12 protein-coding genes, 12 tRNA genes, 2 rRNA genes and 1 pseudogene are annotated in these 14,824 nt (G+C 41.0%); 22 read left to right on the forward strand and 5 right to left on the reverse strand.

Annotated features, from left to right (window positions below; all coding sequences use genetic code 11):
• Positions 1–13 precede the first annotated feature (13 nt).
• The 14 genes from AWM76_RS02735 to AWM76_RS02800 all read left to right on the forward strand — a co-directional run bounded on the left by AWM76_RS02735 (position 14) and on the right by AWM76_RS02800 (position 4,238).
• A 23S ribosomal RNA gene (locus AWM76_RS02735) occupies positions 14–2,915 on the forward strand.
• Positions 2,916–2,994: 79 nt separating this feature from the next.
• A 5S ribosomal RNA gene (rrf, locus tag AWM76_RS02740) occupies positions 2,995–3,110 on the forward strand.
• Positions 3,111–3,121: 11 nt separating this feature from the next.
• Positions 3,122–3,195: transfer RNA gene (locus tag AWM76_RS02745), tRNA-Asn, on the forward strand.
• A 20-nt stretch (positions 3,196–3,215) separates the two neighbouring features.
• Positions 3,216–3,302: transfer RNA gene (locus AWM76_RS02750), tRNA-Ser, on the forward strand.
• A 16-nt stretch (positions 3,303–3,318) separates the two neighbouring features.
• Positions 3,319–3,390, forward strand: a tRNA-Glu gene (locus AWM76_RS02755).
• Positions 3,391–3,398: 8 nt separating this feature from the next.
• Positions 3,399–3,471, forward strand: a tRNA-Val gene (locus AWM76_RS02760).
• A 25-nt stretch (positions 3,472–3,496) separates the two neighbouring features.
• Positions 3,497–3,569 (forward strand) — tRNA-Asp (locus tag AWM76_RS02765).
• A gap of 23 nt (positions 3,570–3,592) precedes the next feature.
• Positions 3,593–3,665: transfer RNA gene (locus tag AWM76_RS02770), tRNA-Phe, on the forward strand.
• Between the two features lie 3 nt (positions 3,666–3,668).
• Positions 3,669–3,749, forward strand: a tRNA-Tyr gene (locus AWM76_RS02775).
• A gap of 34 nt (positions 3,750–3,783) precedes the next feature.
• Positions 3,784–3,854 (forward strand) — tRNA-Trp (locus AWM76_RS02780).
• A gap of 23 nt (positions 3,855–3,877) precedes the next feature.
• Positions 3,878–3,950 (forward strand) — tRNA-His (locus AWM76_RS02785).
• Between the two features lie 9 nt (positions 3,951–3,959).
• A tRNA-Gln gene (locus tag AWM76_RS02790) sits at positions 3,960–4,031 on the forward strand.
• Between the two features lie 12 nt (positions 4,032–4,043).
• Positions 4,044–4,114, forward strand: a tRNA-Cys gene (locus AWM76_RS02795).
• A gap of 40 nt (positions 4,115–4,154) precedes the next feature.
• Positions 4,155–4,238 (forward strand) — tRNA-Leu (locus AWM76_RS02800).
• Positions 4,239–4,625: 387 nt separating this feature from the next.
• On the opposite strand, the gene AWM76_RS02805 is transcribed toward AWM76_RS02800, so the two are convergent.
• Complete coding sequence (locus AWM76_RS02805) at positions 4,626–5,966, reverse strand: ISL3 family transposase (RefSeq protein WP_060779331.1); 1,341 nt, start codon at positions 5,964–5,966, stop codon at positions 4,626–4,628.
• A 251-nt stretch (positions 5,967–6,217) separates the two neighbouring features.
• Between AWM76_RS02805 and AWM76_RS10800 the strand changes: the two genes are divergently transcribed.
• The 3 genes from AWM76_RS10800 to AWM76_RS02810 are packed head-to-tail and all read left to right on the forward strand — an operon-like array spanning position 6,218 to position 6,979.
• Positions 6,218–6,385, forward strand: a complete 168-nt coding sequence (locus AWM76_RS10800) for a hypothetical protein (RefSeq protein WP_003140895.1) — start codon at positions 6,218–6,220, stop codon at positions 6,383–6,385.
• A gap of 14 nt (positions 6,386–6,399) precedes the next feature.
• A complete protein-coding gene (locus tag AWM76_RS11205) occupies positions 6,400–6,555 on the forward strand; it encodes a LytTR family transcriptional regulator DNA-binding domain-containing protein (RefSeq protein WP_106427260.1) in 156 nt (51 codons plus the stop codon).
• A 13-nt stretch (positions 6,556–6,568) separates the two neighbouring features.
• Positions 6,569–6,979, forward strand: a complete 411-nt coding sequence (locus tag AWM76_RS02810; RefSeq protein ID WP_003140897.1) for a hypothetical protein — start codon at positions 6,569–6,571, stop codon at positions 6,977–6,979.
• Positions 6,980–7,158: 179 nt separating this feature from the next.
• Here the strand turns inward: AWM76_RS02810 and AWM76_RS02815 are convergent, their stop codons facing one another.
• On the reverse strand, positions 7,159–7,602 hold the full coding sequence (locus tag AWM76_RS02815) for a hypothetical protein (RefSeq protein WP_050774094.1): 444 nt from the start codon (positions 7,600–7,602) through the stop codon (positions 7,159–7,161).
• Between the two features lie 56 nt (positions 7,603–7,658).
• Positions 7,659–7,790, reverse strand: coding sequence for an HAD hydrolase family protein (locus AWM76_RS11210; RefSeq protein WP_115609885.1), 132 nt, complete (start codon positions 7,788–7,790; stop codon positions 7,659–7,661).
• 145 nt (positions 7,791–7,935) lie between these two features.
• Here AWM76_RS11210 and AWM76_RS02820 point away from each other — a divergent pair, with 145 nt between their 5' ends.
• The 4 genes from AWM76_RS02820 (at position 7,936) to AWM76_RS02835 (ending at position 11,770) form a co-directional block, all read left to right on the forward strand.
• Positions 7,936–8,523 carry a chromate transporter gene (locus AWM76_RS02820; protein WP_016897805.1) on the forward strand — a complete coding sequence of 196 codons (588 nt, stop codon included), beginning with the start codon at positions 7,936–7,938 and terminating at the stop codon, positions 8,521–8,523.
• Positions 8,520–9,092: a chromate transporter gene (locus tag AWM76_RS02825; RefSeq protein ID WP_003140902.1), complete on the forward strand. Its 573-nt coding sequence runs from the start codon at positions 8,520–8,522 to the stop codon at positions 9,090–9,092. The genes AWM76_RS02820 and AWM76_RS02825 overlap by 4 nt, the downstream gene beginning before the upstream one ends.
• 80 nt (positions 9,093–9,172) lie before the next feature.
• Positions 9,173–10,186: an LLM class flavin-dependent oxidoreductase gene (locus tag AWM76_RS02830; RefSeq protein WP_003140904.1), complete on the forward strand. Its 1,014-nt coding sequence runs from the start codon at positions 9,173–9,175 to the stop codon at positions 10,184–10,186.
• Positions 10,187–10,933: 747 nt separating this feature from the next.
• A complete protein-coding gene (locus AWM76_RS02835; RefSeq protein WP_003140906.1) occupies positions 10,934–11,770 on the forward strand; it encodes a MetQ/NlpA family ABC transporter substrate-binding protein in 837 nt (278 codons plus the stop codon).
• Positions 11,771–11,889: 119 nt separating this feature from the next.
• Here the strand turns inward: AWM76_RS02835 and AWM76_RS02840 are convergent, their stop codons facing one another.
• Positions 11,890–12,918, reverse strand: coding sequence for a 3-deoxy-7-phosphoheptulonate synthase (locus AWM76_RS02840; protein ID WP_039934582.1), 1,029 nt, complete (start codon positions 12,916–12,918; stop codon positions 11,890–11,892).
• A gap of 116 nt (positions 12,919–13,034) precedes the next feature.
• Positions 13,035–13,461: pseudogene (gene tnpA, locus AWM76_RS02845) on the reverse strand (IS200/IS605 family transposase).
• 100 nt (positions 13,462–13,561) lie between these two features.
• Between tnpA and AWM76_RS02850 the strand changes: the two are divergent.
• Positions 13,562–14,704: an RNA-guided endonuclease TnpB family protein gene (locus tag AWM76_RS02850; protein ID WP_060779332.1), complete on the forward strand. Its 1,143-nt coding sequence runs from the start codon at positions 13,562–13,564 to the stop codon at positions 14,702–14,704.
• Positions 14,705–14,824 lie beyond the last annotated feature (120 nt).

Below are 14,824 nucleotides of genomic sequence, written 5' to 3' on the forward strand. Positions count from 1 at the left end.
CAACTTAACCAATGGTTAAGTGAATAAGGGCGCACGGTGGATGCCTTGGCACTAGGAGCCGATGAAGGACGGGACTAACACCGATATGCTTCGGGGAGCTGTAAGTAAGCTTTGATCCGGAGATTTCCGAATGGGGGAACCCAATTGCTTTGATAGGCAATTACTCAGCTACGAATACATAGTAGTTTGAGAGGAAGACGCAGGGAACTGAAACATCTCATTACCTGTAGGAAGAGAAAGAAAATTCGATTTCCTGAGTAGCGGCGAGCGAAACGGAAAGAGCCCAAACCAAAGAGCTTGCTCTTTGGGGTTGTAGGACAGACGATATGTAGTTAAAGATTTAGTCGAATGGCATGGGAAGGCCAATCACAGAGGGTGACAATCCCGTAGACGAAAGATCAATAACGCTAGTCTGTATCCTGAGTACGGCGGAACACGTGTAATTCCGTCGGAATCCGGGAGGACCATCTCCCAAGGCTAAATACTCCCTAGTGACCGATAGTGAACCAGTACCGTGAGGGAAAGGTGAAAAGCACCCCGGAAGGGGAGTGAAATAGTACCTGAAACCGTGCGCTTACAAGCAGTCAGAGCCCGTTAATGGGTGATGGCGTACTTTTTGTAGAACGGACCGGCGAGTTACGATTGCATGCAAGGTTAAGTTGAAGAAACGGAGCCATAGCGAAAGCGAGTCTGAATAGGGCGTCGAGTATGTAGTCGTATACCCGAAACCAAGTGACCTACCCATGTGCAGGGTGAAGGTGCGGTAAAACGCACTGGAGGCCCGAACCCACGTCTGTTGAAAAAGGCGGGGATGACGTGTGGGTAGCGGAGAAATTCCAATCGAACTTGGAGATAGCTGGTTCTCTCCGAAATAGCTTTAGGGCTAGCCTCGGATGATGAATATTGGAGGTAGAGCACTGTTTGATCTAGGGGTCCATCTAGGATTACCGAAATCTGATAAACTCCGAATGCCAAATATTTTAATCCGGGAGTCAAACTGCGAGTGATAAGATCCGTAGTTGAAAGGGAAACAGCCCAGACCACCAGCTAAGGTCCCAAAGTTTCAGTTAAGTGGAAAAGGATGTGGGGTTGCTTAGACAACTAGGATGTTGGCTTAGAAGCAGCCATCATTTAAAGAGTGCGTAATAGCTCACTAGTCGAGTGACCCTGCGCCGAAAATGTACCGGGGCTAAACTGAACACCGAAGCTGTGGATATCCGCATGGATATGGTAGGAGAGCGTTCTAAGGGCAGAGAAGCAAGATCGAGAGGACTTGTGGAGCGCTTAGAAGTGAGAATGCCGGTATGAGTAGCGAAAGACGGGTGAGAATCCCGTCCACCGTATGACTAAGGTTTCCTGGGGAAGGCTCGTCCTCCCAGGGTTAGTCGGGACCTAAGCCGAGACCGAAAGGTGTAGGCGATGGACAACAGGTTGAGATTCCTGTACTTGTTTGTATTGTTTGACCAAAGGAAGGACGCAGGAGGCTAAGCAGAGCACGTTATTGGATTCGTGTTCAAGCAGTGAGTCTGACACAGAGTGAAATGCTTCGTGTTAAAGACAAGCTGTGATGAGGAGGGAAATATAGTACCGAAGCTGCTGACGTCACACTGCCAAGAAAAGTTTCTAGTTAGATACAAACAACCCGTACCGCAAACCGACACAGGTAGTCGAGGAGAGCATCCTAAGGTGAGCGAGCGAACTCTCGTTAAGGAACTCGGCAAAATAACCCCGTAACTTCGGGAGAAGGGGTGCTGACCATTGGTCAGCCGCAGTGAATAGGCCCAAGCGACTGTTTATCAAAAACACAGGTCTCTGCAAAATCGAAAGATGACGTATAGGGGCTGACGCCTGCCCGGTGCTGGAAGGTTAAGAGGAGTGCTTAGCATTAGCGAAGGTACGAATTGAAGCCCCAGTAAACGGCGGCCGTAACTATAACGGTCCTAAGGTAGCGAAATTCCTTGTCAGGTAAGTTCTGACCCGCACGAAAGGCGTAACGATTTGGGCACTGTCTCAACGAGAGACTCGGTGAAATTGTAGTACCAGTGAAGATGCTGGTTACCCGCGACAGGACGGAAAGACCCCATGGAGCTTTACTGCAGGTTGATATTGAGTGTCTGTGTGACATGTACAGGATAGGTAGGAGCCATTGAAGCCGGAACGCTAGTTTCGGTGGAGGCACTGGTGGGATACTACCCTTGTGACATGGCCACTCTAACCCGCGACCGTAATCCGGTCGGGAGACAGTGTCAGTCGGGCAGTTTGACTGGGGCGGTCGCCTCCTAAAATGTAACGGAGGCGCCCAAAGGTTCCCTCAGAATGGTTGGAAATCATTCGCAGAGTGTAAAGGCAGAAGGGAGCTTGACTGCGAGACCTACAAGTCGAGCAGGGACGAAAGTCGGGCTTAGTGATCCGGTGGTTCCGCATGGAAGGGCCATCGCTCAACGGATAAAAGCTACCCTGGGGATAACAGGCTTATCTCCCCAAGAGTTCACATCGACGGGGAGGTTTGGCACCTCGATGTCGGCTCATCGCATCCTGGGGCTGAAGTCGGTCCCAAGGGTTGGGCTGTTCGCCCATTAAAGCGGTACGCGAGCTGGGTTCAGAACGTCGTGAGACAGTTCGGTCCCTATCCGTCGCGGGCGTTGGAAATTTGAGAGGAGCTGTCCTTAGTACGAGAGGACCGGGATGGACACACCGCTGGTGTACCAGTTGTTCTGCCAAGAGCATCGCTGGGTAGCTATGTGTGGATGGGATAAACGCTGAAAGCATCTAAGCGTGAAGCCCTCCTCAAGATGAGATTTCCCATATCTTTAAGATAGTAAGACCCCTGAGAGACGATCAGGTAGATAGGCTAGAAGTGGAAGTGCAGCGATGTATGGAGCGGACTAGTACTAATCGGTCGAGGACTTATCCAATGGATATAAGATTGTATGATGGAATGGTAGACGACTTACAGATTCAGTTTTGAGCGAACAAAAGCTCATATAAATATTGTGTGGTAATGATGGCAAGAAGGACACACCTGTTCCCATCTCGAACACAGAAGTTAAGCTTCTTAGCGCCGAATGTAGTTGGGGGTTGCCCCCTGTGAGACTAGGACGTTGCCATGCAGTATTAATATTCCGCAATAGCTCAGTTGGTAGTAGCGCTTGACTGTTAATCAAGATGTCGTAGGTTCGAGTCCTACTTGCGGAGTTGGTAGAGTTCCTTGCCTTGGAGAGTTGTCCGAGAGGCCGAAGGAGCACGATTGGAAATCGTGTAAACAGGAAACTGTTTCGAGGGTTCGAATCCCTTACTCTCCGTAAAAAAATATTTTATGGCCCGTTGGTCAAGCGGTTAAGACACCGCCCTTTCACGGCGGTAACACGGGTTCGAGTCCCGTACGGGTCATTATTCTAGGAGAATTAGCTCAGCTGGGAGAGCGTCTGCCTTACAAGCAGGATGTCGGGGGTTCGAGCCCCTCATTCTCCATTAAAATTTTGTTTTACAAATACTTGGTCCCGTAGTGTAGCGGTTATCACGCCTCCCTGTCACGGAGGAGATCGCGGGTTCGATTCCCGTCGGGACCGTTAGTTTAAAATATTATTAATATGGTCTGATAGCTCAGTTGGTAGAGCACTTGATTGAAGCTCAAGGTGTCGGCAGTTCAAATCTGTCTCGGACCATACGGAGGGATAGCGAAGTGGCCAAACGCAGCGGACTGTAAATCCGTTCCTTCGGGTTCGAAGGTTCAAATCCTTCTCCCTCCATTTATCTTTTTAAACTATGGGATATTACTTGGATAGGGACATAGTTAAACGGTATAACTACGGTCTCCAAAACCGTCATTGTGGGTTCGATTCCTACTGTCCCTGTTTTTACTAATATTATTATTTTGGCGGGTGTGGCGAAGTGGTTAACGCATCGGTTTGTGGCACCGACACTCGTGGGTTCGATTCCCATCACTCGCCCTTTTTTATTGGGATATAGCCAAGCGGTAAGGCAACAGACTTTGACTCTGTCATGCGTTGGTTCGAATCCAGCTATCCCAGTTTTTTATTTATGGCGGTATAGCCAAGTGGTAAGGCATGGCTCTGCAAAAGCCTGATCGCCGGTTCAAATCCGACTACCGCCTTTCACGCTTTTAGAAAGACATGCAAATATTATATTGATTTGCCGGTGTGGCGGAATTGGCAGACGCGCTGGACTCAAAATCCTGTGTCCTTACGGACGTGCCGGTTCGACCCCGGCCACCGGTATCAAATGAAGCATCAACGTTTTATGCGTTGGTGTTTTTTGGTTCTTTTACAAATAGTGTTGGTAAATAATTTCAAAGCACACGAATACGTTTTTTAGTTTTTAATAATAATTAAGAAATCAATAAAGTTAAAGCCATGCACGCTGTGATGTGTTTGGCTTTTTACTTGCCTTTAGGCAAGGGAAGTGACCAATGAGATAACATTTCTAACAAATGGTGTTTTATCCTTCAGTGTACGTTCCTTAAAAGCCGTGGCACCAATGAGAGCCAAGGTCTCTCTACTTTGAAATCGAGCCTTAGTCTCGATTTCATGCTTGTTCACGGCTAAGGACGTATACTTTCAGTCCTCTTTATTCTCTTTATTCAAAAATATACCACTATCCCTGGGTTAACTTGCTATCCCCTCAAATGTATATGGTTTAGGATTGGATGGTTTGTAATTTAATTTGAATTGGACTAAAATTCTTGCACGTAAATGATGGAAGTTCGAATATCCAAAACCTGTTCGTTTAATTAATTTAATTTTATTGTTAATACCTTCGGTAGGACCATTTGATACAGTATATTTTAAGGCGTTGTGTATATAAGGCAAGAATTTGACTAATGTTTTGATGGTTCTTCTCGTACGACTTGGCAAAGTGTGGTTCTTAGTCCCATGTAAGATTTCATTAAAAATATTGATATCATGAGTTGAAATGGCATATTTTAATTCATTCATCAGGGTATAAGTAACTAAAAGTTCGTGTGAGATACTCAAAAGATAATCAACAATACGTTGTTCTGATATTGCTTCACCAAATTGACGAACATAATGTGTATCCGTGAAATTTAAATCTTCAGCATTCTTTAACAACAATTTCCATTGTTTTTTGAGTTTTTTGTAGTCCGATGGACGGCTTGTTTTGATAGCATTCATCACTTTAATACGAATAGAATTGATTGTTTCATTCAACAGCTTTACTATATGGAATCGATCAATGACAATCTTCGCATTAGGGAAACATGTGCGAATGACCTCTAGATAAGGTGTATATAAATCAATCGAAACTGTCTTCACGCTGTTTCGGGCAGTCCAGGTAAAAGAAGAAAAGTAATCGATGAGCGACGCTTGTTTTCTATCAACGACAATATCAATTAGCCTTCTATTATGCGTGTCCACAAGGACAGCACTCATTGCATTGGCTACACGATTAGTCGATTTAAACTCATCTACACCGAGGTGATTCGGGAGATAATTTCCCTTAGGTGATAGTCCCATACTTGCTTTCATTAAAGTTCTGGCCACTGTTGGAGAAGAGACATGATAACGTTTAGCGATTAACCGCATAGATTGCGTTTCAATCAATTCGGAGCTAATTTGACTTTTAATGGTTTTAGAAATACAGCAAAATTTTTCAACTAATGGTGTTTCAGCGATAAAAGTTTGTGCACAGTGTTTACAATAAAAGCGTTGCTTCTGTAATTTAAGTAAAACAGGATTAGTAGCTGTGTTCGGTAATCTAATGATAGCTGGTTTAAAGCCATGTTTGATGATATCTTGATTACCAGTATTCTTTACACCACAGTGCATACAAGCCTTAGGCTTGTACGTAAGAACCCCATGTAAAACGAAATGATTTATTTCATGATACTTTTCAAGTGGCAACAGATGCATAGATTTTGGTATTGTAATATCGATATTATTGTCGAAAATACCGCAGAGTTGTTTTATAATAGATGTATGGGACATGATCTTTCCTTCTTTCTGTATTCGTCGTAGTTTACATGCATTAAGGATATCATGTCCTTTTTGCGTACACAAAAATAGTGTCAATGAGATTCAACATGAAATCTCACCAACACTATTTATTATAGAACCTGTTTTTTTTATACCTTTTTTTGCATTTTAGATTTGATTCAATGCACTTTGCTGAGAATGCGTTGATTTTAGGATTTAGCAAACGTAAACTAGGTTTATAACAAGTTGAAAGAGGGGTATGAATGAAATTATTACTGGAAGAAGATGCCAATATTGAAGAAACGATGATAGAAGTGACTTATAAAACATATGATCGTAAACTTCAGCAATTGATTAATCTAGTAGAAGAGAAGAATATTGATTTACCGGGTAAGTATCGGAGAAACTATATTTTTTTGAAGAACGATTAATAAATACAAGTTTCTTGCGGATAAGTAAGAATACACTTTTAAATATGGATTATATAAGAAGTGTATCGATACTGCCGAATTACAAATTGGAAGCTAAATTACTGAATTCAGAAAAATTAGTGATCAATCGTCATTATACAAAGAACATTAAAGCATATCTAAATATATAAAGGGGAGCACCGTATGAAAAACTTTTTGAATTATAATCTTGCTAATATGTCTTATATTTACTCAGTACTAGTTTTACTAAGTGCTATTTCCTCGGCTATTGGAACCGAGAATAAAAATCTTTCAAGTTTGGATTTGATTCTACTTGCGGTAATAGTTTTATTAATGACAATAATTGCGAATATAGTGGTTACAATCGATTTTAAAACAGCGATTCAGTATCACCTTGCTAACATTTTTGCTCAACTAGGGGGGTTAATCCTCATCCAAGTTATCTTCACGCCCAAACCAATAAATTTTAGACCTATACTTGGGAATGTAGTGGTTTTCTTACTGATATACTTTTCAGTTTGTAAGATCCACAAAAATAGAATGGAATACTTGGCTGCGGAAATAAATCGCAAACTTGGATATAAGGAATCATAAATGCATTTATATATAAACAAAAGACAGAACGATTCGTCGCTCTGTCTTTTTTATTTTTGTTTGACGCTATTACGCGCTACTAGTTTGCCGTTGATGTAAATATGTTGTGTAGATGACTTATTTTCAATAATAGAAATTTATTGGTTTACGGCAGTTTCAATAATAAGTCCTTGATTTACTTAGATGGTTATTAGTTCTGGAGTGATGACACTTCCTTCGCGAATATTATAAAATCCAATGATGGATATGTACTCAGGTATTCGATAACCGATCTGATTTAGGGTCTTAATGAAGCTGATGGCTGATTGTTTGGGCATATCGTCTAATTCTTTGGTGACTGCTTGAATACGCTCAGTATCTTGGTTTGATTTGAGGATATCAAATGTTGGGTGTAGGTAGGCTTTTAGGTGAAAGAGACTGGCATCCAATTTGGTGATAGCCGTTTCATAATTGATTCCTTTATCTCTCTTGAAAGTATACCAGTTATTACTTGAATAGTAAGGCTGGCTGAGGTCCGGGAAATGGTCACTGATAATGTTGATTAGGTATTTAGCTTCGTCAGCGTGCAAAGGGTGTTTCATTAATGTTTGTAGATTGATTTTGATTGGAATAAATGAGTCCACCCTTAAATCCTACATGGACCCCCTTGGCATCAAGTTTTTGTAAGGCGGTTACCATCCTATGGGCTTTCTAGCGGAAACGAGGCTGACCAGATTTGAGTCTCCTTAAGGGCTTGACTATTGCTAGAAGAGACTTCCACTTGATTGTTTAATAAGGTTCCATCCATGTCTAAAAATATGTGTTTAATCATTATTTATAACTTCTTTCCCTTATTTGATTTCATTGTATTGGATGAAACGCATGCCACATAAAGGAGTTAATTTTCAAATTCTCAGGGCCAATTCTGTATAATGGAGGGTAAAGGTAAGATACGGATTTTATGGGGAGGGCGTCTTATGGAGAATAAACAATCAGATAATAAGTTAGCGATTTTACGGCAATTATTTATATCGACCCTTATTTTGTCTGCTTTCACTTTTGGTGGGGGTTATGTGATTATTACCTTGATGCGGAAGACTTTTGTGGATGATTTGGGTTGGATTGATAAAGATGAGATGCTTGATTTGGTGGCGATTGCCCAGTCGGCACCGGGTGCCATTGCGGTTAATGGAGCGATTGTAATTGGTTATAAGTTGGCAGGGTTGGCGGGTGTTTTAACGGCTGTGGTTGCAACGATTATCCCGCCGTCTACCATTATCACCCTGATTTCTTTCTTCTATGACGCTTTTCGGTCTAATGTCTGGATTTCCTTGTTACTAGAAGGGATGCAGGCTGGGGTGGCTGCAGTCATTGTGGCGGTAGTCTTTCAAATGGGGAAAGAGGTCACTGACACCAAGAATCCATGGTTGATTACGGCTATGTTCCTGGCTTTTGTAGCCAATTATATCTTCAACATCAATGTGGTCTTGATTATTTTAACGGCTGCAGCTTTAGGTTTGGGAAAATTCTTGATTGATCATTTTAAAGGAGGGAAAAAGGCATGATCTATCTACAGCTGTTTCTTTCTTTTTTAAAGGTGGGTGCTTTTAGCTTTGGGGGTGGGTATGCGGCCTTACCTTTAATCCAGGATGAAATTGTGACCAACCACCAATGGTTAAGCCAGCAAGAGTTTACGGACTTGATTACCATTTCCCAAATGACGCCAGGTCCGATTGCTATAAATTCGGCGACTTTTGTGGGCAATCAGATTGCTGGTATACCAGGTGGGATTGTGGCGACGCTTGGATCGGTCTTTCCATCGATTATTTTGGTAACCATTTTGGCCTATGTTTACATGAAATACCGGAATTTGGATTCACTGCAGTATGTGCTAAAAGCTCTTCGTCCAGCGGTTGTGGCTATGATTGCAACGGCAGGGATGTCTATTCTAGTGACGAGCTTTTGGGGCGACCAAGTGGTGGGGGTACAAACCATCAACATCGTTGCGATAGTCATTTTTGCTATATGTTTAACTTTATTATTTAAAACCAAGTGGGACCCGGTGGTGATCATGCTATTGGCTGGGGTCTTGAATGTGGTGGCTTATTTAGCACAAGGATTAGTTTTTAATTAAAGTCAGGATTAGTCAAGTCGTATTTCTTTCTAGTTCAAGATGCACCGGCTATAATAGTAGGGAGCATAAGAATAGAGAGGATGTTTTTTGTGGAATTAGGCGTACACGATTTGGTGACGATAAATAAAGGGGAATCGGCTGAGGGTGCGGTTGAACGTACCATGCGGTTTGTCCAAGAGATTGAGAAAATGAATTATAACCGGTATTGGTTTGCGGAACATCATAATATGCCAAGTTTGGCGTCGGTGTCACCGGAGATGTTGGTGGCTTATGCGGCGGCTAAAACGGACCGCATTCATTTGGGTACGGGCGGTACTATGATTATGCATTATTCACCGCTGAAGATTGCAGAAAACTTTAAGTTGCTGACGGCTTTAGCGCCAGGACGGATTGATATTGGGCTAGGACGGGCGCCAGGTTCAGGACCCGATGAGATGAAGGCACTAGCTGAAGGGCGGCCACAAACCTTTACAGACATGTATGATAAAATCCAAGTCATTTTAGATTATTTGGCGGATAAACAAGCACCAGATTTTTATGGTAAGGTCCGGGCTATGCCACAGAACTTGAAGCACTTGACTGAACCTTGGATGCTAGGGTCTTCAGGTCAATCAGCCATGGTGACGGCACAAATGGGCTTGGGTTATGCCTTTGCTAAATTCTTTGGTATTGAAACGGACCCGGACGTTTTTAAATTGTACCGGGACCGGTTTGAGCCGAGTGCATTTTTCCAAAAACCCAAAGTCATGGTGTCTTATATGATCATTGTGGGCGAAACAGATGAGGAAGCAGATTATTTAGCTAAACCCATTGAATTGATGCAAATGGGGATTCGAACTGGTCAACTCTTGCCGAATATGAGTCCTGAAGAGGCTAAAGACTACAGTTTAGGTGCTGGGGCTCAAGCCTTGTTAGAGGACTACTTAGCTAAACGATTTATTATCAAGGGGTCTAAAGAAACGGTGAAAGCCATTCTCGATGATGAAATTGAATCACTTGGTATAGACGAAATTTTAGTTTATGCGCCGATTTTTGATGAAGAGAAACGGCTACAATCTTACCGTTATTTAGCGGAGATGTTTGATAAAATTTAATTTGGTTAAGCGATAACGATATATTATGTGGGAACTGTCTGCTGATGGTTCCCTTTTTTTATGGACGAAAAATGGCAGGTTTTTGAAAGCCAAATTGTCCGGTAGATAAGAATTTCAACAAATTAAATACCTTGCTGACAGAAAGGGATATTGTATACTACACTTATCGAAGCAGTTCAATTGATTAGTTTTATTATCAATAATTCAGAAAAGGTTTTTGATTATGAAATATAGATAACAAGCGTTGGAGAAGGTGTCTGAAGAATCGAATTATTCAACTTTTTTGATTTGGAAAAGAGTGGTCATTTTTCAAAAACAAGTTGCAGAGAATGTGATAGTTAATTTCGATTAATGTTGATATAAATACAATAAACACAAATTGTTGACAGGCTTAATTAATTTGGATAATATTTAGATAGACATTACCAAAGACGGGATAAGTAAATAGGCATCAATTTTAGAGAGGTTTCATTTGGTGAAAGAGACTATTGGTAAGTATTGAAAATGGTCCTTGAGGTTGAAGTGATTCGAGTGACCATTTTGGTCATAAGATGAGCTCGTTTGGCGCCGTTATCCGCTAATCCTATCCTATATTTTGAATATGGCGTAGGAGTGAGGGAAAGAATATCTTTCTAAAGTAAGGTGGTACCACGTGAAATGCGTCCTTAGTCGAGATAGCTAGTTTAGCTGTTTGGCCTAAGGGCTTTTTTATTGAAAAGACTGGGAAAATGAAAAGGGGAAATAATTATGAAAAAATTGGTTAAATTAATTGGGTTTACTTTAGGATCGTCATTATTGTTGGCTGCATGTGGTAGTACAGAAGATAACACGGTACAAATCGGGGTTGTTGGAGATGACACAACCGTTTGGGATAACGTGGCTGAACGTGCGAAAGAAGAATATGACATCGATATTGAGTTGGTAAAATTTAATGATTACAATACACCAAATGATGCTTTAGCGGATGGGTCTGTTGACTTAAACTCTTTCCAAACGATCATCTTCATGAATAACTATGAGGAAGCGTCGGGTAATGATTTTACACCAATCGGTAACACCATTATCACACCTTTAGGGATTTATTCAGAGAAACATGAATCAATCGAAGAAATTGGTGAAGGGCAGTCAGTTGCAATACCAAATGATGTTACTAACGGAGGCCGTGCGCTAAACTTACTACAAGAGGCTGGTTTTATCACACTTGATGAAGAAGCGTCTGCTTCATTTACACCAACTGTTGATGATATTACAGAGAATCCGTATAACTTAGATATTCAAGAAGTGGATGCAGCGCAAACTGCCCGTTCAATAAACGATGTCGACTTCTCAGTGATTAATGGGGGTTACGCGGTAGATGCGGGTTATTATCCTCAAGAAGATGCTTTATTCTTAGAACCAAATTCTGAATCAGCTCAACAATATATTAATGTAATTGCAGCTAGAACAGATGAAGCTGATAATGAAACATTTAAACAAATTGTAGAAATTTACCAAACAGAGGAAACAGCAAGCTTAATTGACGAGGTATATCGCGGTGGTCAAGTACCTGCTTGGGATGACTATGGTTTTGCACCAGTTGAATAATATCTGACCTTATCTCAGTTATATAGAAGTATCCATCAGTTTACGAATTTAATCAAAAAAAACGAGCTACTTGAATTAAAAAATTCATGAGCTCGTTTTTTGTTTGTTATTATATGAGTTTAAACATTTTCGGCGATGTAGCGAACCAATTGTTCTGATTTTTCCCAACCTAGACATGGATCAGTGATTGATTGGCCAAATACGTCGCCACCTGGTTCTTGACGGCCATCTTGTAAGTATGATTCGATCATGAAACCGCGAACGTAAGCTTTGATGTCTTCGTTCCATTGACGGTTTTGTAAGACTTCTTGAACTATTCGGATTTGATCCAAGTAGTTTTTACCAGAGTTGTCATGGTTTGTGTCGATCACAACAAATGGGTTACGGTAGTCTTCTTTTTTATAGTTGCTGATGGTTTTGTTTAGGTCTTCATAGTGGTAGTTTGGCACTACTTCTTTGTTTTCAAGGGTACCACCACGTAGGATAACGTGGGCATAAGGATTACCACTTGTTAATACTTCTTGACCTGAATACATTAACTCTTGTGGTTTTTGCGCCGCATGTAAGGCGTTAAAGGTCACAGTCAGGTTACCTGATGTCGGGTTTTTTAAACCAACAGGGCAGTCTAAACCAGAAGCAACGAAACGATGTTGTTGGTTTTCAACAGAACGGGCACCTACAGCGTGATAAGATACTAAGTCTTCTACAAATTGTAAGTTATCTGGGTATAACATTTCGTCTGCCGTTGTCATACCTGTTTCAGCGATGACACGACGGTGCATGTTACGGACAGCTTTCATACCACGGATTAGGCTTGTCTCACCAGTTGGATCTTGTTGGTGTAACATGCCTTTATAACCGTCACCATTTGTACGTGGTTTGTTGGTATAAACACGTTGTACAATAAAGACTTTATCTTTCACTTCTTCTTGTAACTTGGCTAAACGGTGTGCATATTCAACTACTGCTTCCTCGTTATCAGCGGAACATGGGCCGATAATTAATAAGAAACGGTCGTCCTCACCAGACATAATTGCGCGTAGTTCTTTATCGCGCGCTTCTTTAATTGCATTCTCTTCATCAGTTAACTTTGCATGTGACTTAATCACATCAAAATCAACAGTTTCACTCATTGGTTTAAAGCTCATCATTTACCCTCCTGTAGTCATAGCTCTAAGTATATTCTAACAAATTTATAATAAAATAGCATTTTTTATTTAAAGTCGCCCCTTGAGAAAACCGTGTAATTCATTACATGGATGAATCAAGTTCTAGGGCGACCGTCATTGTATTCCGTTAATTGATTTTCTATATACTTTTTGACTGTTTCTTTAGACATACTACCTACTGTTGCCATGAAATAACTAGGTGTCCATAAATGGCCACCCCATAACATTGCTTTTGTTTCTGGATATGCTTTGAACCATAGACGGGCAGATTTCCCTTTAAGTGTTTTGACGATACTACTTGCGGCATGTTTAGGGTTGAACGAAATCAACATATGGATATGGTCAGGCATAACTTGCAGCGATTGGATGACAATATCGTGTTCATCACAAATATGCGTCAATATATCTTGCATGGCGTTTTTTTTTTTTTTCAATGGTCGTAAATATTTCTTTACGATACTTTGTTACCCAAACCAAATGGAAATTAAAATCATAGACATTTGTCCTTGTTTTTACAATCATATGTAAACGCCTCTTCAACTAAATTATAGTAATTGTTATCGCTATAAACAAGTGTCATACGTATGGTATAATATATCTATAAACGCAAGGGGGTGAAAACATGTATCAAGGAATTGAGTGTAAAATCTATCCTAACGAAAAACAGCGTCAGTTAATTCATATGACCTTTGGTCATACCCGATTCATCTGGAACGAAATGTTGGCCATGTTGAATGCGCGGTACGAAAACAATCCTGACCTTCAAATGCTATCTTATAATGCGTTATCCTCTCTTATTCCACAAATGAAGAAGGAATATCCCTGGTTGCGTGAAGTTGATAGCGTAGCTGTTCAATGTAGTGTTAAACGCTTATCCGAAACTTTTGTTCGTTTTTTTAAAGGTTATTCAAAATACCCAAAATTCAAATCAAGGAAGAACACCAGACAGTCGTATTTAAGTACCATACGTGGCAACAACATTCGTTTAAATGACAATCAGCGGTATATCAAATTACCCAAATTAGGTTGGATAAAATGTAAGTCAAGTGTTCTTCATATTGAGAATGAACGCATAAAATCTGTCACCGTAAAATATACACCTAGTGGCGACTACTATATCTCCCTTTTGGTCACAAGCGATAATCAAGCAATGCCCAAAACAGGAAATGTAGTCGGTGTCGATTTAGGTGTAAGTGATTTAGCTATTACGTCTGATGGTCAAAAATATCAAAGTCAGCGACTACATTTGTCTTATAAGAAGCAATTACATTATTGGGAAAAGCGAATGGCCCGTAGACGTTTACAAGCCAAAAAGAACGGTGTAGCTTTAGCGGATGCGAAAAACTACCAGCAAGCCAAACGCCAAGTGGCCCGTATTCATCAACGTATCAAAAACATCCGCAAGGATTACATGCATAAAATCACAACCGATATGGTTAAAAGTTATGACGTTATCGTTCTAGAGGATTTAAAGACGACTAATATGATGAAAAATCATCAATTAGCCCGTTCAATCGCTGGCCAATCCTGGCGGATGTTTAGAACAATCCTAGAGGCAAAGTGCGAAATGTACGATAAGACATTTGTAGCTATTAATCCGTACAAGACATCCCAGAAATGTTCTAATTGCGGGTATGATAGCGGTAAAAAAGCGTTAAATATACGTCATTGGACTTGTATGAAGTGTAATATGCATCACGATAGAGATATCAACGCAGCTAAAAATATATTAAATATTGGCCTGGAACAGGCCTTAGTTAAATAGCTTAGACCGCTGTTTTGCTTTGAAATAAGTGGAACAAGTCATGAGTGTTCCTAGAAACACGCCATTTTAATGGCGTTGTAGTTCATCCTCATGACAACTGATAGATAAACAGAGGAGAGT

It is taken from the genome of Aerococcus viridans (assembly GCF_001543285.1).
Lineage (GTDB): Bacteria > Bacillota > Bacilli > Lactobacillales > Aerococcaceae > Aerococcus > Aerococcus viridans.

What these genes read in the sequence shown, in the direction of transcription:
- AWM76_RS02805 (WP_060779331.1), bottom strand. Translation starts at nt 5,966, where the DNA reads ATGTCCCATACATCTATTATAAAACAACTCTGCGGTATTTTCGACAAT.
- AWM76_RS10800 (WP_003140895.1), top strand. Translation starts at nt 6,218, where the DNA reads ATGAAATTATTACTGGAAGAAGATGCCAATATTGAAGAAACGATGATA.
- AWM76_RS02810 (WP_003140897.1), top strand. Translation starts at nt 6,569, where the DNA reads ATGAAAAACTTTTTGAATTATAATCTTGCTAATATGTCTTATATTTAC.
- AWM76_RS11210 (WP_115609885.1), bottom strand. Translation starts at nt 7,790, where the DNA reads ATGATTAAACACATATTTTTAGACATGGATGGAACCTTATTAAACAAT.
- AWM76_RS02820 (WP_016897805.1), top strand. Translation starts at nt 7,936, where the DNA reads ATGGAGAATAAACAATCAGATAATAAGTTAGCGATTTTACGGCAATTA.
- AWM76_RS02825 (WP_003140902.1), top strand. Translation starts at nt 8,520, where the DNA reads ATGATCTATCTACAGCTGTTTCTTTCTTTTTTAAAGGTGGGTGCTTTT.
- AWM76_RS02830 (WP_003140904.1), top strand. Translation starts at nt 9,173, where the DNA reads ATGTTTTTTGTGGAATTAGGCGTACACGATTTGGTGACGATAAATAAA.
- AWM76_RS02835 (WP_003140906.1), top strand. Translation starts at nt 10,934, where the DNA reads ATGAAAAAATTGGTTAAATTAATTGGGTTTACTTTAGGATCGTCATTA.
- AWM76_RS02840 (WP_039934582.1), bottom strand. Translation starts at nt 12,918, where the DNA reads ATGAGCTTTAAACCAATGAGTGAAACTGTTGATTTTGATGTGATTAAG.
- AWM76_RS02850 (WP_060779332.1), top strand. Translation starts at nt 13,562, where the DNA reads ATGTATCAAGGAATTGAGTGTAAAATCTATCCTAACGAAAAACAGCGT.